The sequence below is a fragment of the Pseudoalteromonas sp. T1lg48 genome (assembly GCF_002964785.1).
GTDB lineage: Bacteria > Pseudomonadota > Gammaproteobacteria > Enterobacterales > Alteromonadaceae > Pseudoalteromonas.
On sequence record NZ_PQCC01000001.1, the window covers coordinates 185712 to 211154 of the forward strand.

Below are 25443 nucleotides of genomic sequence, written 5' to 3' on the forward strand. Positions count from 1 at the left end.
CCTATCTCAATTCTTTACATTAGTTGTCTAGCGCGCGGAACTTTTCACGCAAATGGTTACGAATACCAATTGCCGTGATGTTCAGAGCAATAATCACTGTTACCAACAAGAATGCGGTGGCATATACCAGTGGGCGCGCAGCTTCTACGTTCGGGCTCTGGAAGCCAACATCATAAATATGGAAACCCAGGTGCATAAATTTACGGTCTAAGTGCACATAAGGGAAGTTACCATCAAGCGGTAAGGTCGGTGCCATTTTTACTACACCCACCAGCATCAGTGGTGCTACCTCACCAGCCGCTCGGGCAACCGCCAGGATCAGACCCGTCATAATGGCCGGGCTGGCCATGGGCACCACAATGCGCCATAGCGTTTCCGCCTTGGTCGCGCCTAGCGCCAAGGAGCCCTGACGTACCTGACTTGGAATACGTGATAAACCTTCTTCGGTAGAAACAATCACCACCGGCAAGGTCAGGATGGCCAAGGTTAAGGCCGACCAGATCACGCCCGGAGTACCGAATACCGGGCTTGGCGAGGCCTCTGGGTAGAACAATTGGTCGATGCTGCCACCTAGCATGTAAACGAAGAAACCTAGACCAAATACACCGTATACAATCGAAGGCACACCGGCCAAGTTAATAACCGCGATACGGATCATCTTGGTCACCGCGTTCTTCGCCGCATATTCGTGCAGATAAATGGCCGCAACCACGCCGAATGGCGTCACAATCACCGCCATCAGCATAACCATAAATACGGTACCGAAGATGGCTGGGAACACCCCGCCCTCGGTGTTTGCTTCACGGGGGTCGTCGGCAATAAACTTGCCTAATTGACCAAAGTAATGGCCGACCTTAGCGAAAAAGCCCATGTCGTTTGGTAGCCAGAAATCCAGCACCTGATAAAGAGGCAAAGTGACCATTTCGCCGCGCATGTCTTTGACCACAACCTGGTCGCGCTTGGCGTCATCACGTAGTTGGAATAAGGTTTTTTCCAGCTCTTTGTATTGATCACGCAACGCCTGGCGTTGGGCTTCCAGTTCTGCCGCGCGTTCGTGAGTCAGCTCGTTATCAAGTTCATAGGCGCGCTCTTTTAGACGTAAGCGCTCGAGCTCGTAGTTAATATGACCAATGTCGCCATTTTGCAGATCAAGGGCTTGTTCATTAAGCTCCACCGCACGTTCAACCAGCTCTTCAAGCTTTTCGACCTTGTCGCCCCGTACCGGCTGACCGTTTTCGATCACCTGCTCGATATAGCCGTAGAAGTTACCGTTTTTAGAACGCTCGAATACCGCCAAATTGTGAGGCGTCGATTGACTTTGGATATCGGTTTCCAAAATCCAACGGAAATCCAACTCCACATATTCACGGTTACCAGTTTTGATCAGGTAACGAGTTAGCTCTTCACCCTGAAAGTCGCCCAGGTCAACGCCGGACTGACGTACACGACTGGCCGGCACCACTTCACGGTCATAGATTTCACCTATTACCGTATGCTGCTCTACCGAGCCCTGAATATGAAATTCGTGTACCGGTGAGGCCCAGAAGAAGCCTAAACCGCGCCATGCTATCAAAGCCAACAGGCCGATTACCGAAATTAAACTGATGCTTACCGCACCACCGGTCATCCAAATCCAAGGAGAACCAGACTTAAACCACTGTCTTATCATGTCGTTTCTCCTCTAATTACAGTGAGCTGTACTTTTCACGCAGGCGCTGACGAACAAACTCAGCAAGCGTGTTAAAGACAAAGGTGAAAATAAACAGCACAAAGGCGGCAAGGAAAAGAATACGGTAGTGCGAACTACCTACTTCTGACTCCGGCATTTCTACCGCGATGTTGGCCGCCAAGGTACGCATACCCTGGAAAATGCTCCAATCCATAATTGGCGTGTTACCCGTGGCCATCAATACGATCATGGTTTCACCCACGGCACGACCAAGGCCCATCATAATCGCCGAGAAGATACCCGGGCTGGCGGTCAGCAGTACAACGCGAACAAGGGTTTGCCACTGGGTAGCACCCAGTGCCAATGAGCCGTTCGACAGGTGCTTAGGCACGCTGAATACCGCGTCTTCGGCAATAGAGAAAATAGTTGGAATAACCGCAAAGCCCATGGCGATACCTACAACCAGTGAATTACGTTGGTCGAAGGTCATGCCCAGCTCATTGGTGATGTACTGACGCACGTTACCGCCGAACAACCAGGCTTCGATGCTGCCGCTCATGGCAAATGACAACCAACCTATAAACAACACTACAGGGATAAGGATAATCGAGTGCGCCCCTTCTGGAATACGGTGGCGAATATGCTCTGGCAGCTTGGTCCAGGCCAGGGCCGTGGTCAGAATACCAATTGGCAACAACACCAAGAGGGCAATAATGGCCGGGAGGTTTTCCTCGATTAACGGCGCCAACCAAAGACCGGCTAAGAAACCTAAGATAACCGTTGGCAGAGCCTCCATAATTTCAACCGTTGGCTTAACCACCTTACGTAGCTCGCTCGACATAAAGTAGGCGGTGTAAATGGCCGCAGACAAGGCGATTGGCACGGCAAACAGCATGGCGTACATGGCCGCTTTTAAAGTACCGAATGAAATAGGTACCAAAGAGAATTTAGATTCAAAGTCATCGCTGGCCGAAGTTGACTGCCAGATGTAATCCGGCTCAGGGTAGCCTTCATACCAGACTTCCTGCCATAGACCCGACCAGGTTACTTCCGGGTGCTCGTTTTCAATTTCCAGCACGCTTACCTTGTTATCGGCAAGAATGAGCGCGGCATTGGCGCGCGGAGCAACGGCAAAGTTCTTAATAGCTCCTTCGGCCACTTTTCCTTGCCATAGCTTGGCTTCACTGGTGGTGTAATACAGGCCTAACTCACCGTTGGCACCTGTGGTGAAGAAGGTGCGACGGTAAAATTCAGAGTGAATATTAATGGCTTTTTGCTTTGAGGTTTCGAAGGCACGGATTTTCTTAAATTCCTTGCCGTCTTCGGTATTCACCTCAAACCACTGCGACACTTCGCCGTTGTCGTTGGCCAACATCAAGGAGTTAGCGCCGGCAAGTAGCTGCGCAGAAACAATATTAGCGTTTTCTTCGTTCGCCGCCAGAACCTGGGTTAGTTGCACGTCGTCGGCGTAGCGGCTGTCGAAAATGTAAATCTGGTTGGCGGAACGCACAAAGACACGGCTGCCATCGGGAGAAATCAACAGCTCATCAATACGACCATCGATATCAAGTTCGGTTTGCTCGGCAACCCACTCAACCTCACCGGTCATAAAGTTTTCTTCACCCACATAGGCGCTAAATACCACACGCTTGTCGGCGGTCAGTGCCACCACGACCACCTTGTCTTCACTCTTGGAAAAGGCAAAACGCTTGATGGCTGCGCCCTGCTCGTCGGCCGTTAACGGCTTGCTACCCAAGGGGTAGTTAAGCACTGGCGTAAGCTGACGCTGGTTATTAGGGAAGCTGACCTGGAAGCTTGGCTTTACAATCATCACCTCACCGTTGTCCAAACCATAAGCATACAAGCCCAGGTGTGGAGCGCTGGTCGCAAAGCTGGATACCGCGGCCGGTAGTTCCGTCGTAAGCTCGGCAATCTGTGCACCAAAGCCTTGCTCTTGAATGTTGTAAAAATCAACATCGCCGCTGCGCTTCAGCAAATACGCAATCTCGGTTTGCTCCTCAAGGCCAAGACCAACAATCTCTTGTTGATCTACTGCGAAGCTTGAACGCTCTTGTACATGAGCCGATTCAAAAATAGGCTGTACCACGTAGAGGAGATAGAAAAATATCAGCAACAGCGCAACGAGTACCATTACCCCGCCAGAGGTAATACTAAACTGAGCTATTTTGTCTTTAAACAGACGGCTTCTATCCGTGCTAAATGACAGTTTTTGCGGATTGGAAGTCATCAACTTACCCTTAGATCTTGACGATGCGCGGATTATATTTCATCAAAATGACAGTTTTGTTACATGGCGCCAAAACTGCTACGAAAAGCTTAATTTTCATTCCCCATCACACATAGTGTTCAGGATTTGACCAACCTGTTGCAAACAATTGGACAAACTCAAAAATGGGGTCAATACTTGCTGATGAAAGATTTGAATAAATATTCAAACCGTTAAAAAAATTCATAATAAACATTACCTTAACGATTTCACTGAGGTTTTTATATGCTCCCTTAAACGGGCTTTTCATTCACAATAATAAAGAGACAGTAACCTATGCAGCAGTTAGTTTTAACCGTAATTGGCCAAGACCGTCCCGGCCTGTTAGAAGAGCTTTCTTCCGTTATCCTTAGTCACCATGGTAACTGGCTGGCCAGTAACCTTTCTCATCTTGCCGGTAAGTTTGCCGGTATCGTCCAGGTCGAAGTGGCCGAAGAGCATCTGCGCGAGTTACAGGATGCGTTACACAGCATTGCTCATTTGGAAATTCGCGTGGAATCAGGCGAGCTCACCGATGCCACAACGGGCGAACAGATTAATCTGGTGATCACTGGAAATGATCGCCCGGGCATAGTGCAAGAGTTGGCCACGGTGATCCGCCATAAGGGCGCCAATATCACCCATTTAACATCAAAGCAGCAAAGCGCACCGAACTGGGGCGTGCCAATTTTCAGTGCCATGGCCACGGTATCCTTGCCGGCGGGAATGAGCCGTGACGTGGTCGTAGAGGCCTTAGAGTCTATAACCTCGGATGTCATAGTCGATATCGAAAACTAGGTCTAAACACTTGCGACCGGAATAGCTCATAGGCGACCGCCGATGTCATATTCCGGTCACATTTCCGCAATAAATTAACGCACTTAGCCTGCCTCCAATCTGAGTGTGTTATGAACATGGAACAAGTCGACCTGCACGTCACCAGCTATTATCCCAAGGAGCTGAGTTGGCTATCGTTTAACGAGCGGGTTTTGCAAGAAGCCAGGGATATCAATAACCCCATTATCGAGCGCATTCGCTTTTTAGGAATTTTCTCTAATAATCTCGATGAATTCTTCCAGGTACGGGTTGCCGATGTAAAGCGCCGCATTCTTCTTAATAAGCTCCCAGACGCCAATTTCGACGAAGATGAAGCCTTAATGCAGCAAATTCAGGACAAGGTGTTAACTCTGGGCCATGATTTTAATGTCGCCTATGATGCTATTCTCAACACCCTGACCGAGCACAATATTCATGTAAAACGTCCGGAACAACTCAGCCCCTTTCATCAACAATGGCTCGGCGACTATTTTAAGGCCGAGGTACTTGAGCATTTGTCGCCCATTCTAGTGGACCAAAACAAGAATTACGCCGGCCATCTCAACGACACCATGACCTATTTGTTTGTGGAAATGCATAATGATAAAAATCATTATGCGCTGCTGGAGGTACCTACCAACCGCCTGCCCCGCTTCGTGGTGCTGCCCGCGGAAAAGACCCGGCGACAAAAAACCATAGTGTTGCTCGATGATATTATTCTCTATTTTCTCAAAGACGTGTTCGGCAACTTTTTTACCTTCGACACCATTCGCGGCTACGCCATAAAACTTACCCGCGACGCCGAGTACAACCTGGATGATGAAATCGAAGAGGGCCTATTGGATAAGATGTCCAAGGGCCTAAAACAGCGCTTGCGCTCCGAGCCGGTGCGCCTGGTTTATGACCACACCATGCCCAGCGAAATGCACAAGGCGCTGCGCAAACGCTTGGGCATAAACCGCTTCGACGCCCTTATTCCCGGCGGTCGTTACCGTAACTTCCGCGACTTTCTGGCCTTTCCCAATGTGGGTCGTCGCTATTTAGAAAACAGTCCACTGCCGAGCCTGCGCTCCCATGCCTTTGAGCGCTTTAGCAGCGTCTTTGATGCCATCAGTCACGAAGACATCATACTTTACTACCCCTATCACACCTTTAATCACTTTTTGAACTATGTGCGCCAAGCCTCGTTTGATCCGGATGTGGTGCATATCAAGGTCAATATTTATCGTGTGGCCAGCCAGTCGCGCTTGATCGGTGCCCTGGTCAATGCCGCCAAAAACGGCAAGAAGGTGACTGTGATGGTTGAGCTCAAGGCCAGATTCGATGAGCAGAACAATATTCAGTGGGCCAAATCACTTGATGAGGCCGGGATCAAGGTTATCTTTGGTATTCCGTCTTTAAAGGTGCACTCCAAACTGTGCGTTATCCACCGTAAGGAGCAGGGACAAATTGTTTCTTATGCCCATATAGGCACGGGTAACTTCCACGAGAAAACTGCAAAGATCTATACCGACTTTAGCCTGTTTACCAAAAACCCTGACATTTGCGATGAATGCGACAATGTTTTTAAGTTTATCGAGCACAGTTACAAACCATTTAGCTTCGAGCACCTGATGGTGTCACCGGTCAATGCCCGTGAACGTATCTACAGCCTGATTGAAGAGCAGTGCCAACTTAAACGCAATGGCAGTATTCTTATTAAGATCAATAACCTGGTTGATAAGGAATTGATCGATAGGCTCTATATAGCGTCACAACAAGGTGTAAAGATACGGCTGATTATTCGCGGCATGTGCTCCCTGGTACCCGGCATTAAAGGCTTAAGCGACAATATTAAGGTGATCAGCATAGTGGATCGCTTTTTAGAGCACCCACGGGTAATGGTATTCGGCAAGTATGAGCAAAGTAAGGTGTATATATCCTCCGCCGACTGGATGACCCGCAACCTCGACCATCGTGTCGAAGTGGGCGTGCCCATCTACAGCCCGGCGCTACAACAGATGATAGTCGACATTCTTGAGCTGCAATGGCGCGACCGCAGCAAAGCCCGTATTATTGATGCACAACAGCAGAACCAGTATGTACGCCGCGGTAATAAGAAGAAGATTCGCTCGCAAATCGCCATACATGACTATCTCAAAAAATGGGAAAGCAGCCGTGCAGAGCAATGAGCCCACGACTTACGCCGCCGTTGACTTAGGTTCGAACAGCTTTCATTTGCTGTTGGCCCGTGAAGTCGATGGCCGTTTCGAGGTATTACACAAGGAAAAACAACGGGTTTACCTCGCCGCGGGGCTAGATCAGCGCGCCTGCCTGAGCGACGAAGCCATAGACAGGGCGGTGGCTGTGCTCAAACAGTTTGCCCATACTCTGGCGGACTTTCCCGCCGCCAACGTCAAGGTGGTGGCCACTTATACTCTGCGCCGGGCCCGCAATGTAAAACGCTTCATGCAACGTGCGCGAGCCATTTTCCCTTTTCATATCGATGTGATCTCCGGTCAGGAAGAAGCGCGGCTGATTTATCAGGGAGTGGCTCAACACCTGCACCATGACGGCCGTCGTTTGGTTATCGACATAGGTGGTGGCAGCACCGAGCTGGTGATCGGCGAGCACCATCAGCACCTGGCATTAAGCAGCAGAAACATGGGCTGCGTCAGTTACTCACAGCAGTTTTTCGGCGACGGGCGGATCACCAAAAAACGTTTTCAACGCGCTATCTTGCGTGCCGAACAGGAGCTGGAGTCGATCACCAATACTTATGGCCAGTTAGGCTGGCAACATGTGCTTGCCACCTCGGGCACAGCCAAAGTCCTCACCGCCATATGCCATGAGGGTGACCTGAATCAGGCTTTGACCCTGAACGATTTACTGCAACTGATGAACGGTAGCTGTGCAGCCGGTCATATCGACCATCTCCCCTCTAGCGAGCTGATACCCGAGCGCCGCGCCACATTTTGCGGTGGCCTGGCCATACTGCTCGCAGTCATGCGTTCGCTGGGCATAGATAAACTCAATTATTGTGATTACTCGCTACGTGAGGGCCTGCTGCATGAGCTGCATGAAAAGCTCAGTGCCAAGGATATTCGCGTGACCACCATAGCAAACCTGAGCGCCCGCTATGTTATCGATACCGAGCACGCAGCCAATGTATGTGATTCCCTGCAATGGCTCTTCCCCCATGTTGCCGAGCCATGGCGGCTATGCGACGAGGATTTAGTCACCCTCAATTGGGCCGCGCAACTACATGAGGTAGGTTTGAGCATCAATTCCTCGGGATTGCATAAGCATAGCGCCTATATCATAGCTAACAGCCAATTGCCTGGCTTTACCCAGGAACAACAGCGGCTGCTGGCGACGTTAACGCGCTTCTATCGGAAAAAAATCAAGCTTAGAGAAATGCCCGACTTTATCCACCTGCAGCAAGCCACGCTGTATAGGCTAATAGCGCTGTTTCGTCTGGCGGTGCTGCTTAATCGTAAGCGCCAGGCGCTGAGTAAACCTCAGTTTGCCATCACAGTGGATGGTCACTCGTTAAGCTTGGAGTTTAAGGATCAATGGCTCAAGGAGCACAGCTTGTTTGCCGCCGATCTGGAGGCCGAACAAAGGCAATGGCAAAAGCTGGGCTTAAAGCTGCAGATATTTTAGGCCCGGCTCCATATTTGCCGTTGATGATGTAACAATATACTGGTGATAATCGACACCAGACAATAGCCAAGGAATAACCAGAAGCCCTGATGCAACTGTGCCTGCATGATCACCAACTGACCAAAGTGGCCATCGGCATTGCCGCCCAGGTAGGTGATGATCAGCGCCAGTACAAACACATCGGCCATGCTCCACTTACTCAGCATCGCACTAAGCCCTTGCATACGTTCTGCTATAGGCCTTGGCCCGAGCAGCAAGATGGCAAATTGCAGGGTCGATTTAAACAGGGGCACCACCACAGAAAACATCGCCACCAGCACGGCAACCAAGACATTATTATGTTGATACAGCTCCACCACTGTGCCCCAGATGCTGCGCGTCTTGCCGTAGGCCTCAATATGCCCTTCAAGACGGTCCAGGCCGAGCATTTGTGCCAAGGTATGAAGCATATAACGACTTTGGCCGTCACTGTCCTCGGTGATGGCTTCAACGGCACTCTTAGCCAGTTCAGATTTGGCAATTTTCGCTTCTATAGTCAGCGCCGGCTCGGTGACCGCGAAGGCCAGCAACACCAAAGATAAAATAAGCAGTAGACTAATCAATAAACGACGCACGGCATTCCTCCAACCAAGTCAAAAGTGCAACACGCGTGGCCGCGCCACCTCGCAACATCTTGTTATTATGGCTGTTTCTGAAGCGCAAAAAAGCTTTTTTGTACATTTATGTACACAAATTACCTAGAGCCCGCTTGTCCTAAGGGTTACTTTAGAGCGAACAGTTCCTAAAACAATACCTTTTGTGTGGGTATATTGGTTATAATTGAGCTTTCTTCTACTCTTTAAGTACTGATTTTTATGAGCATAGAGCAAACATTACGAGATCGTAGCAACAACCAATGTGAATTATGTGCCAGCAGCGACAACCTAAGTGTTTACGCTGTACCACCAGAAGGTGAAGCCCATTCCGACAAATCCATTCTGGTGTGTGGTTTTTGTGCCGAGCAATTACAAAATCAAGACCAGTTAAGCGACACCCATTGGCACTGTCTTAATGACAGCATGTGGAGCCAGGTGCCGGCGGTACAGGTTGTGGCTTGGCGACTACTCAATAAATTAAGCGCCGAACACAGTTGGGCCGGCGATATGCTCGATATGCTATACCTTGATGAGCAAACTCAACAATGGGCCGAGGCCGCCATTGCCGAAGACGAAGATGTGGTGCATCTCGATTCCAACGGTGTACGCCTTGCAGCGGGTGACACTGTTACCCTGATCAAAGATTTAGATGTTAAAGGCAGTAGCTTAGTTGCCAAGCGTGGCACAGCGGTACGCAATATAGGCCTAACGTCAAACCCGGAGCATATCGAGGGGCGCGTTGAAGGTCAGCGAATAGTCATTCTTACTAAGTTCGTAAAAAAATAGCGACCAGCGCATGATAAGCGTGAGGGTCGCAGTATAAGTCCATGTATTAAGGTGTAATTAATACATATTTACTTAAAGTACTGGCAGTATTAAAGGAGTTAATAATATGAGCAAAAAGATCACTTTTTCGGCCCTAGCCCTTACCAGTGTATTATTGGGTGCCTGTAGCAATACCCCGGAGCAAAGCGCCGAAACCGCCGCCGAGCAACAAATGAAATCCATGCAAGTGCAAGTCTTATACAAAGACCGCAGTCTGCAACCTCCCGGCTCACAATTAACCGTAACCCTTTCCGATGTGTCTAAAATGGATGCGCCGGCTGAGGTGATTGCCAGCGAAACCATCACCCTAGATGGCGCACCGCCCTATGATCTAACCTTGACCTACGCTGCCGATGCTCTGCAAGAGCGCATGCGCTACAGTGTCAGCGCCAAAATAACCCTGGATGGCGAACTGCGGTATATTACCACGCAAAATAACGACCCCTTTGGCACCACGCAAACACAAAGCCCAATTAAGGTGATGATGGAACGCGTTGCCAAACCAGATGAGAGCCTGGTGAATACCTACTGGAAAGCGGTCAAGGTAGGTGGTAATGACGTGGTTGTGAAAAAGCGTGAGCCACACATTACCCTGCATCAAGATGGTCGCATGAGCGGCTTCTTAAGCTGCAACCAGACCATGGGCCAGTACGTTAAAGGCCAACACTTTGGCCTGCGCTTTAAGTCGTTAGCCAGCACCCAAAAAATGTGTATGGAATTGATGGAGCAAGAACAGCAGCTTAGCAAAGCGCTTGCTGACACCTTTTCATATCTCATTCAAGGTGACACCTTAACGCTGAAAAGCGAGCAAGGTGATGCCCTGGCAAGCTTTAAGGCCGTGCACCTAAAATAACCCGGATGTTGCGGTGCCCCCGGTGCCGCCTTCCCCCTTCCCTGTTAGACCCTTCCTTTTGCCCTTGGGCAATGCTTAAATGTTCCCAATTCATAAACGCCAGGCATGGTAAATTCCCTACGAACAGGATATTCAATTCTTTATAGTTACCTGTAACTCACAGTAAGAGGCCATATAGCGTGCTGACAGCCTTAGAAAAACTGATAAAAATCCTGGTGCTTATCATACTTGTCATCATCTTTTTTGGCCTGGTACTGCCCCCCGGCTATCAGGTTCAACGCAGTGTCGATATCAATCGCTCCACCACACAGGTGGCCCCTTGGTTGCAGGATTTAAACAACTGGCAAAAATGGCTGGCCGTGAAACAAATTGAAGATCAGGCCCAACTGCAGGTCTATGGTAAGACGCAAGGCGTGGGTGCACACATTAACTGGCTGGGTGAGAATTCTGGCGGCGAGCTCAGCATCACTCACAGCAACGCCGAACGTTTGGAGTTTCAAGTGTTGGTCAACAACGAATACCTTTCCCGAGGCGTAATTCGTATTGAAGGATATGCTCAGGGCAGTCGGGTGACCTGGGAACAGCAAGGGGAAATCGCCATTCCCGTGCTGGGCCCATATCTTGCCTGGTTTGCCGAACATCAACTGCAAAACACCATCACCCATAGCCTGAACAACTTAAAAACACTGGCCGAACTGCCTGACATTAAGGTCAACGACGAGCAGCCCATCGACGCCTAGCCTGGCTTTCAACAAACACAAAAAAAGCGCCAAAAGGCGCTTTTTTATGCACTCAAATGCTTAGAAGTGCACCTGCAAACCTGCGAAAGGTCCGGATACGTCGATATCCGTGTTGATATCGTCGATATCATCCAGCTCAATCAACATGCTGCGGTAACCGGCACGTACGGCCACGTCAACGGCCATGTTATCGATCACTTCCCATTCCACACCAACCTGGTAGTCATGTACCGAGCTGTCATCCAGGGCGAACATGCTGCCTTCGGCGAATACGCTCAGACCGGTGAATGGCAGGCCTACTTGAGCACGACCATAGGCCAGAGGTACAAAGCCAGAGAAATCGGTGCGAACCATGGTGTCACTGTTGGTATCAGTGATGTAAAAATCACCATCGAACTGCTTGGCGCTAAGACCCAAGTCGATCGACAAGGTATCGTTATCGAAGATTTCGTAATACAGCACGTAGTCGATATGAGTTAGGTCGGTTTCGGTATACAACTGGGTACCGGCGCCAAAGTTAATGTCCTGGAACTCAAAGCCGTCGACTAGGGTGGTGTCGCCGGTTACATCCATTTCCGTGTAACGTAGCTTCACGTTAGGGATAAGTGGTACTGGGTGCTCTAGGGCCACGTAGTAACTGGTTAAGGTTTCATCTTCGAACGAGAAATCTTGTTGGGCATTGCCTTTACTACCAAAGCTGCCTTCCGGCTCTGCCTGCCAGCCTTCGGCACCTACGTATAAACCTAATAACGTATCGGCCTGGGCCACTGGTGCCATGGTTGCTAACGATACTGCTGCCGCTAGAACGTACTTTTTCATTTTATCCCCTATTATCCTTGTGCGAGTAACTCGCTTAGTTCAATCAGTGCCGCATTGGCACGCGAAATATAATTAGCCATCACCAAAGAGTGATTGGCCACAAAACCAAAGCCACTGCCGTTTAAGACCATGGGACTCCATACCGGCTCCTGAGTTGCCTCGAGTTCACGGATGATCTGCTGCACACTCACCTTGGCGTTTTTCTTTTCCAACACGTCGGCAAAGTCATGTTCAATGGCACTTAAAAAATGCAGCAACGCCCAAGTGGCGCCACGGGCTTCATAAAAGGTGTCGTCTATTTTCCACCAGGAGGTGCGCACCATTTGCTCATGAGGGGCATAGGTGGCTTGATGGGCTTCACGATCTCCGGCTAAATCCGTGTTTAAGCGCTCCTGACCGACACTGGCACTGAGGCGCTGACTTAAGCTGCCTAGACGTTTTTCCGCCTCTTTTACCCAGGCGCGCAGGTTATCGGCGCGGGCATAAAACTGGCTTTGGCGATCATTGCTGTCGGCAATTTGCGAGCGGTACTCGATCAGCAGCTCAATGCCTTTTTGGTACTCACCCTCGGCGCTTGGCCACATCCAGGCGGTATTGCTGATATTAAATTGCGGCTGGGCTTTTTTCAGCGAGGGGTGCTCGGTCGATTGAGATTGCGAGCGGCTGAAGTCCTTACGCATGGATAAGGCCATATCCCGGGCCATTTCCAGCGCGCCATATTCCCAGGCCGGCATATTGTCCATCATGACGCTTGGCGGCATCATATCATTGCTGAGGTAACCACCTGGTTTGTCGAGTAAAGATTGAGTCACGGTGATCAGCGTCGAGGTGGTCACATAGCCCGTCACCAGTTGCTCGTTGCGTTCACTGGCCTGCTGTTTGGCATTTTCAAGCACATCAAAGCGGTCTGGCTCTATGCTCCAATACACGGCAATTAAATAGAATAACAATAGTACAGCGGCGATGGCGGCTGCGATCTTTCCTTTATGCTGTGACATATCAACTCCTAGTTGTGGTGGTGCTCACTGCCATTGTCGCGCTTTTGCTCGATTAAACTGAAAACGCGCGCCTGGCCATGTACACGTTCGCCATCGGCGAAGATCAATGTCATTTTCAGTGTCTGATCGACGCTAAGGGCTTGCTGTGGCAAAAATAACATTAAGTGTAGCCCACCCGGTTGCAACACTACGCGGCTATTTGCGCCGATAGTGAGGCTGTCTAATTGACGCATTTTCATCATGCCATCGCTGTGTTCATGGGTATGAATTTCCACACGCCCGAGCGATTCCAGTTCAACGGCTTTAAGGGTGCGCTCGCGCTGAGAGTCATTCTTCAGCGTAAAATAGCCCACCGAGCTGCTGGCCGCTGGCAAGAACTGGCGAACTTTCGCATCACTGAGCGTCAGCCCATCCTGGGCGTAACTAAAGGCACAAGCACAAAGGGCCGTTGCCGTAAGCAAGGCCCGATTGAAAATACGCAACATAATGCTTCCTTGAATTTATTCCCCTGAAGGTATCCTAATATAACTTAATGACACCTGAGTGTCTTCAGTAAAATCAGCAACCTAAACCCCATCGGGATGGGATTAAATCATGATCTGCTCTTCAAAGAGCAGGTGGCAAACAAGATAAACCGCCGCCATGATGATGGGGGCATTGAGGAAGATGATGATCACCGCCAAGCGCACCAGCCAGGTTGGCAAATGGTGGTGTTTAGCAAAACCGGCGCAGACGCCGGAGATTTTCTTATCCAGGGCATCGCGATAATAAGTGCTGCTTGATTTAGCCATGGTGTACTCCTAAGTAGTGGAACTACTCCATGGCTCTCAAGTTATATGCCAAAAAATAACCATTTGAATTTAAAGGGTTATCTTTTATGGTTGACGAGGTTTAATTAGCCTTAAAGACTAATTTATGGTGTTTTTGCCTACTTCTAGCTGACAAAGGCCAGGGCCTGTACCAGGGTTTGCGCCGTGGCCTCACGCTTATGGCCATTCTCAGAGAGGTGGCGACGATAACCGCGCGCCCCCGGCATGCCCTGGAAAAGCCCCAGCATATGGCGCGCCACATGCCAAAACCGTGCGCCCTGGCGCATTTCATCATCGATATAACCCAGCATTTGCTCGGCTATCTGATGACGAGTCAGGGTGCAGCCTGGCTGGCCGTAGAGCTCGGCATCCACCTGCGCTAGCAAATAAGGGTTGCTGTAGGCTTCACGGCCTATCATTACACCATCAACATGCTGCAAATGGTGCTGACACTCGGCAATGGTTTTAATACCGCCATTAATGCTGATATGCAGGTGCGGATAGTCTTTTTTAAGCTGATATACACGGGGATAATCGAGCGGCGGGATCTCGCGGTTTTCTTTCGGGCTCAAGCCCTGCAACCAGGCCTTACGGGCATGAATAATAAAGTCGTCGCAGCCAATCTTATGGTTGGCATCGATTAACGCCAGCAGAAACTCGTAGCTGTCTTGCTCGTCGATACCGATACGGGTTTTGACCGTAACCGGAATATCGGTCACCGCCTTCATCGCCGCAATACCCTCGGCCACCAGTTCCGGCTCCGCCATCAGACAGGCACCAAAGCGGCCATTTTGCACCCGGTCAGAAGGACAACCTACGTTTAAGTTAATTTCCGCATAACCGCGCTGGGCTGCCAGCTTGGCGCAATGGGCCAGCTCCTCGGGGTTTGAACCACCCAGCTGCAGGGCAACCGGTTGCTCGTGCTGGTTAAAATGCAGGTAATCACCCTTACCGTGAATAATGGCACCGGTAGTGATCATCTCGGTGTAAAGCACAGCCTCTTTAGTCATTAAGCGATGAAAGGTACGGCAATGACGGTCGGTCCAATCCAGCATGGGCGCGACGCTAAAGCGACGGAAAGTGTCTTGCTGCCAAGTTGGGGTCGGCGTGTGGATGATTGTGTCTGTCATGGCTGATTACCTATCTATGCACTGCTTCTGAGCAATAAGGGCGCGAATTATACGCAACTCCAGCATAAATTTCACGCCATCAAAGCATCCTCATACTAAAGCGCAAAATAATCTTTAATACCACCAAGGATATTGGCCACCGCCACCGAGCTTAAGATCAGGCCCATTACCCGGGAAATAATACTGGCACCGCTATCGCCGATAAAGTTATGCACATAACGGGCAAGCAGCAAGAGCATAAGCACCAATATCAGCACACCCAGCATCACAGAAGAAGTGATCGCCTGTTCCACCCAGGTAAACTCTTCATTTCGGGTCATCAGTACTGCCCCCAACATGGCTCCAGGGCTGGCAATGGAAGGGATCGCCAAAGGGAAAATGGCGGTCTCGGTGGAGTCGCGCATGCTTTTAATCTCGGACTCCGGCTTACCCTCACCAAAGATCATGGTCAAAGCAAATAACAACAGAACGATACCGCCAGCAATTTGAAACGCGGCCAGGGGAATACGGATGGCGTTCAGTAGCAGCTCGCCGACCACCACAAAAAATAGCAACACCAGGGCTGAGACGGCGACGGCCTTATAGGCTACCTTGCGCTTGAAGGCGGCGTCTTCGCCGCGGGTGACGGCGATAAATACCGGAATGGTGCCCACCGGGTCGATGACCGCAAAAAAGAAGATAAAGGTGGCAATTAACTCGTTCACGCTAACTCCCAGTTATGAAAACAAAATTATACCGTTGGCGACAATTCAGAGATAGTAATTTTTCGCTACCATAGTATGCTATTAGGGGTGGCAAGAAGATCAAAAAGGTAACCTATGAACGTCGATGCGCTGGTCAATAAAGCGAAAAGAATGTGTGATAGCAAAGGTGCGCGCTTCACACCCATTAGAGAAAAGGTTTTTCGCTTACTGGCGAGCACCGAAAGCGGTGTGGGTGCCTACGACTTGTTAGAGCAGCTCAAGGTCACCGAGAGCAGCGCCAAACCGGCCACCATCTACCGCGCCTTAGACTTTTTGGCGGAGCAGGGATTTATCCATAAAATCGAAAGCACCAATGCCTTTATGTTGTGTCATCACTTTGAGTCAATTCATCCGGTGCAATTGCTGATCTGCGACCAGTGCGGTCATGTGGCCGAGCTGCATTCTAGTGTGCTGTCCCACGAATTAAGTGCCCTCGCCCTGGAGAACGGCTTTAGCGTCAGCTCACAAACCATAGAAGCCCATGGCATTTGCAAAAACTGCCAATCTTAATCTCCAGCAGCAGTACGCCGAGTCTAGTCATCTTTATGAATGTCGAATTTATTAACCCTTTTCTTTCGTCCCTGTTAAACGTGTTGGCCACCATGGCCAATACCAAGCTTGAGCCGGGGAAGCCTAGTATTAAAAACGGCGAAATGGCGCTGGGCGATGTTTCCGGGATGATTGGCATGCTTGGCCCACAAACCAAGGGCTCGATGTCGATCACCTTCGACGAAGCGTTAGCCTTGGACATTATGCAACGCATGCTCGGCGAGCGCCCCGCCAGCGTGAATGAGGAAGTAACCGACATGGTTGGCGAGATCACTAACATGGTCACCGGTGGCGCCAAAAACCTGCTCGGCGATAAGGGCTATGATTTTGATATGGCCACCCCTGTGGTGGTAGCTGGTAAGGGTCATCATCTCAGTCATAAATGCCAGGGTAAAACCCTGCTTGTACCCTTTAGCTCTCCCGCGGGCAAAGCCCATATAGAAGTGAGCTTTGATACCTTATGAGCTGGCAACAACAACAGATCACCCTCAGCGCCAAAGCGCGCGGTTTTCACCTTATCGATGATGAACTAGCGCAACTCTTGCCACAAATCGGCCAGTATCAGGTGGGGTTAGTACACTTACTGCTGCTGCATACCTCGGCCAGTTTAACCATTAATGAAAATGCCGATCCCACGGTACGTCAGGATATGGAGGCGCACTTTAACTGGGCCGCCCCCGAACGCCAGCCTTTTTATCGCCATACCTATGAAGGCGATGACGATATGCCCGCGCATATCAAGGCCAGCACCCTGGGCTGTGAGCTTACCCTGCCGATACGTGACGGACGTCTGGTACTTGGCACCTGGCAGGGCATTTATTTAGGTGAGCACCGTGATGCCGGTGGTAAACGTCGCATCCTTGCCACTTTTCAGGGTCAAATGTACCCCTAATAAAAACAAAAAAGCCCTTTTCTTACAATAAATTACAACTATTCCTTATTTACTAAAACTGCGGCTATAGTTAATAGGCCTCTGAACTAATAAGGAACAATAATGCTAACACCCAATAATAACACCCTGATCGTTCCCTGCGAGCCCAACGACTATACAGCGCAACAAAGCTTTATGCTCACCCCCAGCACCTCACAGCGCTGGATAACCCAGCTTAGCGAAAGCGGCGAAAGCCTCGGCGGCCCCAACAACGACGACTTTAACGTCAACTTCACCAACAACCCCAGCGATCCCAGTCTAGAAAAGCTCCAGGAGGCAAGGTTTGTCGTTCATATTGAAGACCCGGATTGGGAGTTTTTCGGTAATGGTGTCGAATACGTTAAAAATAACAGCAATTGTAATTATAACGTCGACTCAGAGTTGAGCGACGATAAGAAGCAGCTAACCATAGTGCTGCGCCAGGTAGAGCCCACCATTAACTATGCCGGAAGTGATAATAGCCCGTTGGATAAGGTGATTGAGGTCACGCCTTCGCCTTCGGCCCAGCCATTAACCATTGGCTTTCGTTATACCGCCAAGCAACTAAGTAGCGGGCGTTATTACATGTCGCAGGATCCGCGCATTATTGTCGAACGTCCTAAAGAGCAATAACCCAACCCTATTTACAAAGCCGTTGTGGCTGGCTTAACCGCGCCGTAAATTGCGGATAAGCACATAACGGCTTGAACCAGGGTAGGACAAACCAATTGCCGCTGTAGCCCGCCTGCATCGCCTTTTGCACATAGTACAACGCCGAGTGTTCATCTCCGGTTGCGGCGTAAACAATAGCCGCGGCGTAGTGAATATCGGCCAGCTCCTGCCCCAGTTCCAAACTGGTCTTTATGGCGGTAGTTGCCCGTTGATAATCCCCTAGATGAGCATAGGCCTGGGCCCTATCCGACCAAGAGTAGGCCGACTGTTCGCCATTATTTACATCGATCACCTGCTGATAATATTTACGCCCCGACGCCAGTTGCCCCGCCAGGGTTAGTGCATCCGCATAATTTAAGGTAATGGCCGAGTTATTTGGCGCCAGGTTGTGCGCTTGGGCGGCCATGGTTTGCGCCTGCTGATATTGTTGCGAGTACAGATAGGCCAGGGCAAGATTCGCCAGTATGGTGGTGTTGGCGACATCCTTGGGGTCTAAGGATTCCTTAATGATCGCCTCATAGCGTTGAATAACGGTAGCAAAATCACCGCGGGTAAGCGCCAGCGCAGCCAATAACTTCTGTGCATCCCCGTCCAACGGCAGCTTATTGACTACATCGTCGAGCAAGGATTGCGCCGAGTCGCTGTCCCCCATGCTATAGAGCAAGGTGGCCAGCTTCTTCTGCACATTCAGATTCGGACGCATCATCAAGGAGCGCTCCAAAGCCTCGCGCCCTTTCTCTCGCTCCCCTTGTGCCAGATACCAGGAGGCTTGCAGGTTTAAAAACTCCGCCTCAACTCCGCCTAACTGACGTAATTGCGCCAGGTAATGGGACGCCTCTTCGATTTCGCCCTGAGCCAAGGACAATAAAATACGATTGCTATAATAACTGGGGCGGCGCTGATATTGCCCCGGCGCCTGATTGAGTAAACCCAGTACCTGGTCAACATATTCATCCCTACCGGTAATATTATCAAGCTGCAACGCCAGCTCCCGCGCCAGTGTGTAGCCCACATCAAAGTGCGGCTGCGTGCTCAGCAGCGCCATAATATCGCTAAACAGCTGCTCGCTGATCTCGCCATTCTGATAATAGCGGTTGTAATAATTAAAGAACTGCTCTTGCAGTGCTTGCTTGTCCTGCTCATCAAAAGTCGCTTCATGGGCAAACAGGCTGGCACCATAAAAGCGTGCCGATTCATGCACATTGCGGGTATCGACCAGATCCGTTTGCCACTGCCTGGTTGCCACTAGCTGCCAGTCTGGCGCTTCCAGGCGGCTGATTTCAATGCTGCAGTAGCGCTGCTGGCAAACCGCCGAACTGGTGATAAAAACGCTTGCCCCAGTGTAATCGGCGAGCATTTGAAAATAGGTTTTCGGGTCTTGTAAGCGCGTTGCCTCGACCCCTTTAGCCAACATCAACAACTCCGTATGGCTAACCAGGTGTTCATTTTGCGACGCCAATTGCTGCCACAAAGCACTTTGAATAGAACCGCTGAGCGTCCCCTGATAGTAAGCAAACTCGGGGGCTTGGATCTGCACCTGGGTCGGTAGGATAGCCACCACCGGCGCCTTAATTAGGTAGTCACGAAACAGGTAAAGGGCCACCAGCAAGGCGGTGATCAGGGTGAGGGTTATGCCATAATACCAAGCCTGCTGAGCGCGTTTTGAGTCCGATTGAGCCCGGCCTGTAGGCGTGTCTGAGGATGAAGTATCGGGTGCAACCGGGTCATTAGGCTCCCCCAAAAATGACGTCTCTAGCGGCTCTGTTTGCTGTGCCAAAATGGCCTGCTGTACCTGCAGCTGCAATATTTGTTCAAGCTGGGTGCTCAGCGCCCCGCGGCGTAAATTAACGCGCTCTGCAGGCTCTACCGCTAAACCTTGAGCGAGGATATGGAGCAGCGGCTGCGGCAGATAGTCGGAAAACGCGTTGAGATCAACAAAGCGTCCAGCACAGATGGCCTGAGCCAGGTCTTGTTCACTGCCATTGCCTTGCCCGATATAAGGATGCTGCCCCGTCAGTAACTCAATGGCAAGCACGCAAAAAGAAAACCAGTCGCTGTTATTGCTCAGCGCCTGAGAACGGATCTGCTCCGGAGCCATATAGCCCTGGGTACCGGCGCTGGCACTGGCCGTGGCATTTGCACCAATGAATTCGGCAATGCCGAAATCGGCGACTTTCACCGCCCCCGACTCACTGATCAGAATATTGCTGGGTTTTAAATCTCGATGAATGATGCCATTGCGGTGGGCATGTTCCAAGCCTTTGGCGATATCGATCAACAGGGAGAGCTTTTGTTCAAGACTGAGTAAATGCTGCTTTTGATACTGCAACAGGTTTTTGCCTCGGCAAAATTCCATAACCAGGAAGTGTGTGCCCTGATCTTCTGCACAATCAAATACTTGAATAATGTTGGGATGATTTAATCGGGCTAAAAATCGCGCCTCGCTCAGGGCGTCGGCTGTGTCTACGGCGCTCAGCTCGGTCTGCGCCAACACCTTCAACGCGACCGTACGCTCCAGCTTGGTATCGAAGGCCTCATAAACGGTACCCATGGCACCTTGGTATACCCGCTGCTTGATCTCGTAGTGTGCTAACTTCTGCATTACCGCTAGCCCTACTAGTTAGAAGCGCTGTTGATTGCGCCCTCGAGTTGGTGACCCTTGTAAATCTCGAAGTTACTGGCGTTAAAGCGCACCTTGCGCAGCTTACGTTCAATAACATGATCCGCCCCTTCCACATGAGCCAGGGCATCGCTAAATTGTTTGCGGGCGCGATGAATTTGAATATTAAGATAGCGGGAATCTATGCCTAAGTCTTTGGCGATCACTTCGGTATCAACCCATCCCTGGCTTAGCTCATGCACGCCCTTAGCCGCGTCCTGCGCCCTATAGCGCGCCAAGTTCAGAGTAAGATAATGATGGCAACGCTCACCCAGGTCGACCTCTTCATTAGGGCCTTTAATCACCAGCTCCGCCGACTCTTCATCTAAAGTAAGGTTGAAAATAAAGTTAAGATCCGCCAGTTTCACGCTGGCCACATCACGCATGGCGGTTGCCGCCTCGCTATGGCTTAAGTGCAATTGATAGGTATGGCGACTGTCGCTCACCCTGTCATGCTCTATGATAATGGTGTGCTCAAGCAGCGGTCCGTCGAGGCGTTCAAAACACCAAAAGCCGCTCTCACGCTGAATAAATACGGCAATTTCCGGCTGCTCATCTGGGATCAGATTATAGCTGCTAAGGGGTATATGTTGCTCGGTAGGCCGTTGCAATGAGTTGAGAATAATCAGCATATCTTCGGGCTTATCGAGATTGGCAACCCGATAACCGCTGCAGCTATTGCCGGGAAAGGTAAGCAGATCATTGCAATGCAATATCTCTGGGCGATCTTTTTCCAAGCGTTTCGAGTTCAACCAGGTGCCATTACGACTTAGATCGCGGATCTGCCAATGACTCCCCTGCCACTCGATAATACAGTGAATTTTCGACACGCTGGGCTCAACAACTAGGGTATCGACGCTATATTGAAAGCGACCAAAACTATGGTGGGCATGCAGGTAGATCACATTGTCCGTATCTAGTTCGATAAGGTAAGCCATATCCGCTCCCAGCACCTGTCCCTATAAGAATTGTTGTAACTGACATTTTGGGCTTTTTTTTAGAAAAAAGAAACAACTGCTTTACAAGTCGGCCACAACCCCACTGGGATAATTAGCTTTTCACTTATAAATCAAATTGATAGCTTATTTTTCATTGCGCAGGGCGGGAAAATAACAACAAAGGCGGCTTCTCACCGCCTAGTTTAGATACTGGTAGGTAACCCGTGGAGTGATATTGCACAGCAATTCATAGGGGATAGTGCTGGCGCAGGTGGCAATTTCTTCGATGCCGAGCTCGGCGCCCCACATGATGGCGTCATCACCCACCGCCACGCTCTGGTTATCGGCGCCTATATCTACGCTGATCATGTCCATGGAAACCCGTCCCACCAAGGGATAACGACGACCGTTGATAAGCACCGGGGTGCCGTTTTCGGCATGGCGCGGGTAGCCGTCACCATAGCCAATGGCGACCACCGCTAACCGGGTATCGGCACTGGCATGCCAATGACCGCCATAGCCCACCGGCTCGCCTTTCTTAACTCGGCGCACGGCGATGACTTCGCTGGTCAGGCTCATAACCGGCTTTAGCCCCAGCTCGGAGGACGTTTTCCCCTGCACCGGCGATACCCCGTACAGCATTAACCCTGGGCGTACCCAGTGGCCATGACTTTGCGGATAATTGATAATGGCGGCAGAGTTAGCCAGACATAGGGGGTTCTGCTTATCGCTGACCAGGGTGGTAAAAGTGGCCAGCTGAGTTTGGTTATAGCTGTTATCCAGCTCATCGGCACAGGCGAAGTGGGTCATCAGATGAAGCTGTTCATGCACATTCTCACAGCCCTTAAGACGTTGATAAAACTGCTCGAATTGCTCAGGCTCAATACCGAGGCGATGCATACCGGTGTCGACCTTTAGCCACACCTTGATCTGCCCATTTAACTGCGCCTGCTCCAGCGCCGCTAACTGGTATTCATCATGAACTATGGTTTGAAAATTGTTGGCCAGCATGATGTCGATATCACTGGCCTTAAAAAAGCCCTCAAGCAGCACGATGGGCTTGGTTATACCGCCGGTACGCAGTGCCAAGGCCTCTTCAATGCGGGCCACGGCAAAGGCATCTGCCCCGGCCAGTTGCTGGGCTATAGGCACCAGACCATGGCCATAGGCATTGGCCTTCAGTACGGCCATCACCTGGCTGTTGGGAGCCAGTTCTTTAACCCGGGCGAGATTGGCTCGCAGCGCAGAAAAATCAATTGTTGCCGTAGCCAACGCCATAAATATTAGTACTCATCATCCATTGCCGGTCCGGCATAATTGTCGAAACGTGAGTATTGCCCCTGGAAGGTTAACCTGACCTTACCGATAGGGCCGTTACGCTGCTTACCGATAATGATCTCTGCGGTGCCCTTATCATTACTGTCTTCGTTATACACTTCGTCACGATAGATAAACATGATCAAGTCGGCATCCTGCTCGATTGAGCCCGATTCACGTAAGTCAGAGTTTACCGGACGCTTATCGGCCCGCTGCTCCAGCGTACGGTTAAGCTGCGATAAGGCGACCACAGGGCATTCCAGCTCTTTGGCCAAGGCCTTTAGAGAGCGTGAAATTTCGGCGATCTCTAGTGTCCGGTTATCCGACAGGCTAGGAACACGCATCAACTGCAGGTAGTCGACCATGATCATACTGATACCGCCGTGATCGCGGGCGATGCGACGAGCGCGTGAGCGTACATCGGTAGGCGTTAACCCTGAGGCATCATCGACGTACATCTTGCCCTTTTCAATCAGCAGACCCATGGTGGATGACAGGCGCGCCCAATCATCATCGTCCAGCTGACCGGTACGTACCTTGGTTTGGTTAATACGCCCTAATGAGGCCAACATACGCATCATGATCTGTTCCGAGGGCATCTCCAAGGAGAAGATCACCACCGGCTTATCGCGCGTCATGGCGGCATGCTCGGCCAGGTTCATGGCAAAGGTGGTTTTACCCATTGATGGACGGGCGGCAACGATAATCAGATCCGAAGGCTGCAAACCAGCGGTCATCTTATCGAGGTCGGAATACCCGGTGCTCACCCCGGTCACGCCGTCTTGTGGCGACTGATACAGTTCTTCAATCTTATCGACGGTTTTTTCCAAAATAGTATGGATATTCTGCGGACCTTCGGTGCTCTTGGTACGCTGCTCGGCGATTTTAAACACCTTACTCTCGGCGAGGTCGAGCAGTTCGTGGCTGCCACGCCCTTCCGGGTTAAAGCCCGCCTCGGCAATTTCATTAGCCACACCGATCATTTCACGTATCACGGCACGTTCGCGCACGATCTGCGCATAGGCAGTGATATTCGCCGCGCTTGGCGTGTTTTTGGCAATTTCCCCCAGGTAAGCAAAGCCACCGATCCCCTCAAGCTGATTATTTTTCTCCAGGGATTCCGAGATGGTAATAAGATCGATGGGCTGCCCAGCTTCCACCAAGCGTTCCATGGCTTCGAAAATAAACCTGTGGGTGCGGGTATAGAAATCCTGAGATACCACTATCTCAGCCACACGGTCAAAGGCTTCATTATCAAGCATTAGGCCACCAAGCACGGATTGCTCGGCTTCAATGGAATGCGGGGGTACTTTTAGGCTATCAACCTGTTTATCTATCTTTGCCATAGTGACTCAAAAGGGGAGCGAATTGCCTTATTTTATCGGCTTAGTATGGCAGTGCAACAACTGCGTGGTATTTTTAAAAAAGAAGCGGGCTAAGTGCCCGCCAAGTTGGGAGTTGTTTTTTTGCTAGTCGCGTTAATTAGTCGTTTTTACGTAGGTTGGTGTTACCACTGATGGTGGTCACTTCCACTTCCGCCTCGCCCTGACCCAGAGTGAAGCTTAGGCTCTCGCCCGGACCATATTTGGCTTCAACCGCCTTGTCTTTACTTAGCTCATTGCGAATATCGCCACCGGCATGGGCGTCTAAGTCAAAACGTGCCGACACGTTCGTTGGCAGGTATAAATCGAAGTCACCACTGACGCTTTCGGCGCGGATTTGCGCATTGGCTTTAAGCTCTTTTACGTAGACTTCCAACTCACCATTAACGGTATTAAGCTTTAGGCTACCGAGCGTGTGAGCACGCAGCGTTAAATCACCGTTGACGTTCTCAAAGCGAATGTCCTCTGACTTGGTGGTGCTGGTCACATCGCCGTTGACCAGCGTCATGCGCAGCTGGCCCTGCGAATCAACATCATTGATATCACCATTGACCGTTTGATAACGAATATCACCGTTTAAGTTGGTGCCACTGACATCACCATTAACGGTTTCAAAAATAAGCTTGCCCGAGAGATCCTTGGCATCGATATCACCGTTGACGGTTTCAATGCGACTGTCGCTGTTAAGCTCGCTCACATCCACATCGACACTGATGCCTTCCAGGTTTAGGGCGCTTTGCATCGGCATATATATGGTCAACTTTGAGCCCTCGCCGCTCTCATCATTGTTGTTGCCCCAGCCCCACCCCTTGTTGTAGTTCTTAGGCATTTTGACAATAAAATCGGTGCGTTGGCCGCGCGTCTCTAAGGTATAGCCTTCTGCTCTATCGTCCAGCTCGCCCTTGATTTGCAGACTGGCCTTTTCCCAGCCCTTGATAATGATGTCGCCGCGCTGGTTGTCTATAAAGATGCGACCGTCGGCCGGCACGCTGATTTGCTCGTCAATTTTTTCACCTGCCAATGCTAAACAAGGCACCAATGCTAGGGTATATGCTAATGCTTTCATGT

24 protein-coding genes are annotated in these 25443 nt (G+C 50.6%); 10 read left to right on the top strand and 14 right to left on the bottom strand.

All coding sequences use genetic code 11. The annotated features are described in order from the left end of the window. Positions 1-19: 19 nt before the first annotated feature. Both pstA and C2M29_RS00855 read right to left on the bottom strand, forming a co-directional pair. Positions 20-1669, bottom strand: coding sequence for a phosphate ABC transporter permease PstA (gene pstA, locus C2M29_RS00850; RefSeq protein ID WP_105187916.1), 1650 nt, complete (start codon positions 1667-1669; stop codon positions 20-22). Between the two features lie 16 nt (positions 1670-1685). Continuing rightward, on the bottom strand, positions 1686-3917 hold the full coding sequence (locus C2M29_RS00855) for an ABC transporter permease subunit (protein WP_105187917.1): 2232 nt from the start codon (positions 3915-3917) through the stop codon (positions 1686-1688). Between the two features lie 315 nt (positions 3918-4232). On the opposite strand from C2M29_RS00855, the gene C2M29_RS00865 reads away from it, so the two are divergent. From C2M29_RS00865 to C2M29_RS00875, 3 genes are all read left to right on the top strand, one after another. After that, positions 4233-4733: a glycine cleavage system protein R gene (locus C2M29_RS00865; protein ID WP_105187919.1), complete on the top strand. Its 501-nt coding sequence runs from the start codon at positions 4233-4235 to the stop codon at positions 4731-4733. 110 nt (positions 4734-4843) lie between these two features. Then, the gene (gene ppk1 / locus C2M29_RS00870; RefSeq protein ID WP_105187920.1) at positions 4844-6922 is read left to right on the top strand and encodes a polyphosphate kinase 1; all 2079 of its coding nucleotides are present in this window, start codon (positions 4844-4846) and stop codon (positions 6920-6922) included. Further along, a complete protein-coding gene (locus tag C2M29_RS00875; RefSeq protein WP_233998321.1) occupies positions 6909-8396 on the top strand; it encodes a Ppx/GppA phosphatase family protein in 1488 nt (495 codons plus the stop codon). Before ppk1 ends, C2M29_RS00875 begins: the two co-directional genes overlap by 14 nt. Here C2M29_RS00875 and C2M29_RS00880 read toward each other — a convergent pair. Next, entirely contained in the window at positions 8393-9010 is a 618-nt protein-coding gene (locus tag C2M29_RS00880; protein WP_105187922.1) for a paraquat-inducible protein A, read from the bottom strand. The two genes, C2M29_RS00875 and C2M29_RS00880, sit on opposite strands and share 4 nt — an antisense overlap. A 240-nt stretch (positions 9011-9250) precedes the next feature. Between C2M29_RS00880 and C2M29_RS00885 the strand changes: the two genes are divergently transcribed. The 3 genes from C2M29_RS00885 to C2M29_RS00895 all read left to right on the top strand — a co-directional run bounded on the left by C2M29_RS00885 (position 9251) and on the right by C2M29_RS00895 (position 11449). Beyond that, positions 9251-9817: a PhnA domain-containing protein gene (locus C2M29_RS00885; RefSeq protein WP_105187923.1), complete on the top strand. Its 567-nt coding sequence runs from the start codon at positions 9251-9253 to the stop codon at positions 9815-9817. Between the two features lie 106 nt (positions 9818-9923). After that, a complete protein-coding gene (locus C2M29_RS00890; RefSeq protein WP_105187924.1) occupies positions 9924-10709 on the top strand; it encodes an META domain-containing protein in 786 nt (261 codons plus the stop codon). Between the two features lie 179 nt (positions 10710-10888). Continuing rightward, positions 10889-11449 carry an SRPBCC family protein gene (locus tag C2M29_RS00895; RefSeq protein ID WP_105187925.1) on the top strand — a complete coding sequence of 187 codons (561 nt, stop codon included), beginning with the start codon at positions 10889-10891 and terminating at the stop codon, positions 11447-11449. 60 nt (positions 11450-11509) lie between these two features. Here C2M29_RS00895 and C2M29_RS00900 read toward each other — a convergent pair whose 3' ends face one another. From C2M29_RS00900 to C2M29_RS00925, 6 genes are all read right to left on the bottom strand, one after another. Beyond that, positions 11510-12268, bottom strand: coding sequence for a TIGR04219 family outer membrane beta-barrel protein (locus C2M29_RS00900; RefSeq protein WP_105187926.1), 759 nt, complete (start codon positions 12266-12268; stop codon positions 11510-11512). An 11-nt stretch (positions 12269-12279) separates the two neighbouring features. Continuing rightward, positions 12280-13266, bottom strand: coding sequence for a DUF2333 family protein (locus C2M29_RS00905; RefSeq protein WP_105187927.1), 987 nt, complete (start codon positions 13264-13266; stop codon positions 12280-12282). Between the two features lie 8 nt (positions 13267-13274). Next, positions 13275-13751: a copper chaperone PCu(A)C gene (locus C2M29_RS00910; RefSeq protein ID WP_105187928.1), complete on the bottom strand. Its 477-nt coding sequence runs from the start codon at positions 13749-13751 to the stop codon at positions 13275-13277. A 102-nt stretch (positions 13752-13853) separates the two neighbouring features. Next, positions 13854-14057, bottom strand: a complete 204-nt coding sequence (locus tag C2M29_RS00915) for a PspC domain-containing protein (RefSeq protein ID WP_105187929.1) — start codon at positions 14055-14057, stop codon at positions 13854-13856. A gap of 143 nt (positions 14058-14200) precedes the next feature. Continuing rightward, positions 14201-15205 (bottom strand): tRNA dihydrouridine(20/20a) synthase DusA, encoded by a 1005-nt coding sequence (gene dusA / locus C2M29_RS00920; protein ID WP_105187930.1) that lies wholly within the window; start codon positions 15203-15205, stop codon positions 14201-14203. Between the two features lie 95 nt (positions 15206-15300). Continuing rightward, positions 15301-15909 (bottom strand): MarC family protein, encoded by a 609-nt coding sequence (locus C2M29_RS00925; protein WP_105187931.1) that lies wholly within the window; start codon positions 15907-15909, stop codon positions 15301-15303. Between the two features lie 114 nt (positions 15910-16023). Here C2M29_RS00925 and C2M29_RS00930 point away from each other — a divergent pair, with 114 nt between their 5' ends. The 4 genes from C2M29_RS00930 (at position 16024) to C2M29_RS00945 (ending at position 18040) form a co-directional block, all read left to right on the top strand. Then, the gene (locus tag C2M29_RS00930; protein ID WP_105187932.1) at positions 16024-16458 is read left to right on the top strand and encodes a transcriptional repressor; all 435 of its coding nucleotides are present in this window, start codon (positions 16024-16026) and stop codon (positions 16456-16458) included. A 35-nt stretch (positions 16459-16493) separates the two neighbouring features. Then, a complete protein-coding gene (locus C2M29_RS00935; protein WP_105187933.1) occupies positions 16494-16961 on the top strand; it encodes a chemotaxis protein CheX in 468 nt (155 codons plus the stop codon). Next, positions 16958-17389, top strand: coding sequence for a secondary thiamine-phosphate synthase enzyme YjbQ (locus C2M29_RS00940; RefSeq protein WP_105187934.1), 432 nt, complete (start codon positions 16958-16960; stop codon positions 17387-17389). The genes C2M29_RS00935 and C2M29_RS00940 overlap by 4 nt, the downstream gene beginning before the upstream one ends. Positions 17390-17491: 102 nt before the next feature. Next, positions 17492-18040, top strand: coding sequence for a hypothetical protein (locus C2M29_RS00945; RefSeq protein ID WP_105187935.1), 549 nt, complete (start codon positions 17492-17494; stop codon positions 18038-18040). A 7-nt stretch (positions 18041-18047) separates the two neighbouring features. On the opposite strand, the gene C2M29_RS00950 is transcribed toward C2M29_RS00945, so the two are convergent. The 5 genes from C2M29_RS00950 to C2M29_RS00970 all read right to left on the bottom strand — a co-directional run bounded on the left by C2M29_RS00950 (position 18048) and on the right by C2M29_RS00970 (position 25441). Continuing rightward, positions 18048-20681, bottom strand: coding sequence for a serine/threonine-protein kinase (locus C2M29_RS00950; protein ID WP_105187936.1), 2634 nt, complete (start codon positions 20679-20681; stop codon positions 18048-18050). Positions 20682-20695: 14 nt separating this feature from the next. Continuing rightward, positions 20696-21676 carry an FHA domain-containing protein gene (locus C2M29_RS00955; RefSeq protein ID WP_105187937.1) on the bottom strand — a complete coding sequence of 327 codons (981 nt, stop codon included), beginning with the start codon at positions 21674-21676 and terminating at the stop codon, positions 20696-20698. Between the two features lie 198 nt (positions 21677-21874). Further along, on the bottom strand, positions 21875-22954 hold the full coding sequence (gene alr / locus C2M29_RS00960; protein ID WP_105187938.1) for an alanine racemase: 1080 nt from the start codon (positions 22952-22954) through the stop codon (positions 21875-21877). A 5-nt stretch (positions 22955-22959) separates the two neighbouring features. After that, positions 22960-24339: a replicative DNA helicase gene (gene dnaB, locus C2M29_RS00965; RefSeq protein WP_105187939.1), complete on the bottom strand. Its 1380-nt coding sequence runs from the start codon at positions 24337-24339 to the stop codon at positions 22960-22962. 136 nt (positions 24340-24475) lie between these two features. After that, positions 24476-25441: a DUF4097 family beta strand repeat-containing protein gene (locus tag C2M29_RS00970; RefSeq protein ID WP_105187940.1), complete on the bottom strand. Its 966-nt coding sequence runs from the start codon at positions 25439-25441 to the stop codon at positions 24476-24478. Positions 25442-25443 lie beyond the last annotated feature (2 nt).

Excerpts from the sequence above, each read along its gene's own strand:
- pstA (WP_105187916.1), bottom strand. The coding sequence starts at position 1,669 with ATGATAAGACAGTGGTTTAAGTCTGGTTCTCCTTGGATTTGGATGACC.
- C2M29_RS00855 (WP_105187917.1), bottom strand. The coding sequence starts at position 3,917 with ATGACTTCCAATCCGCAAAAACTGTCATTTAGCACGGATAGAAGCCGT.
- C2M29_RS00865 (WP_105187919.1), top strand. The coding sequence starts at position 4,233 with ATGCAGCAGTTAGTTTTAACCGTAATTGGCCAAGACCGTCCCGGCCTG.
- ppk1 (WP_105187920.1), top strand. The coding sequence starts at position 4,844 with ATGAACATGGAACAAGTCGACCTGCACGTCACCAGCTATTATCCCAAG.
- C2M29_RS00885 (WP_105187923.1), top strand. The coding sequence starts at position 9,251 with ATGAGCATAGAGCAAACATTACGAGATCGTAGCAACAACCAATGTGAA.
- C2M29_RS00890 (WP_105187924.1), top strand. The coding sequence starts at position 9,924 with ATGAGCAAAAAGATCACTTTTTCGGCCCTAGCCCTTACCAGTGTATTA.
- C2M29_RS00900 (WP_105187926.1), bottom strand. The coding sequence starts at position 12,268 with ATGAAAAAGTACGTTCTAGCGGCAGCAGTATCGTTAGCAACCATGGCA.
- C2M29_RS00905 (WP_105187927.1), bottom strand. The coding sequence starts at position 13,266 with ATGTCACAGCATAAAGGAAAGATCGCAGCCGCCATCGCCGCTGTACTA.
- C2M29_RS00910 (WP_105187928.1), bottom strand. The coding sequence starts at position 13,751 with ATGTTGCGTATTTTCAATCGGGCCTTGCTTACGGCAACGGCCCTTTGT.
- C2M29_RS00915 (WP_105187929.1), bottom strand. The coding sequence starts at position 14,057 with ATGGCTAAATCAAGCAGCACTTATTATCGCGATGCCCTGGATAAGAAA.
- dusA (WP_105187930.1), bottom strand. The coding sequence starts at position 15,205 with ATGACAGACACAATCATCCACACGCCGACCCCAACTTGGCAGCAAGAC.
- C2M29_RS00930 (WP_105187932.1), top strand. The coding sequence starts at position 16,024 with ATGAACGTCGATGCGCTGGTCAATAAAGCGAAAAGAATGTGTGATAGC.
- C2M29_RS00935 (WP_105187933.1), top strand. The coding sequence starts at position 16,494 with ATGAATGTCGAATTTATTAACCCTTTTCTTTCGTCCCTGTTAAACGTG.
- C2M29_RS00940 (WP_105187934.1), top strand. The coding sequence starts at position 16,958 with ATGAGCTGGCAACAACAACAGATCACCCTCAGCGCCAAAGCGCGCGGT.
- C2M29_RS00945 (WP_105187935.1), top strand. The coding sequence starts at position 17,492 with ATGCTAACACCCAATAATAACACCCTGATCGTTCCCTGCGAGCCCAAC.
- C2M29_RS00950 (WP_105187936.1), bottom strand. The coding sequence starts at position 20,681 with ATGCAGAAGTTAGCACACTACGAGATCAAGCAGCGGGTATACCAAGGT.
- C2M29_RS00955 (WP_105187937.1), bottom strand. The coding sequence starts at position 21,676 with ATGGCTTACCTTATCGAACTAGATACGGACAATGTGATCTACCTGCAT.
- alr (WP_105187938.1), bottom strand. The coding sequence starts at position 22,954 with ATGGCGTTGGCTACGGCAACAATTGATTTTTCTGCGCTGCGAGCCAAT.
- dnaB (WP_105187939.1), bottom strand. The coding sequence starts at position 24,339 with ATGGCAAAGATAGATAAACAGGTTGATAGCCTAAAAGTACCCCCGCAT.
- C2M29_RS00970 (WP_105187940.1), bottom strand. The coding sequence starts at position 25,441 with ATGAAAGCATTAGCATATACCCTAGCATTGGTGCCTTGTTTAGCATTG.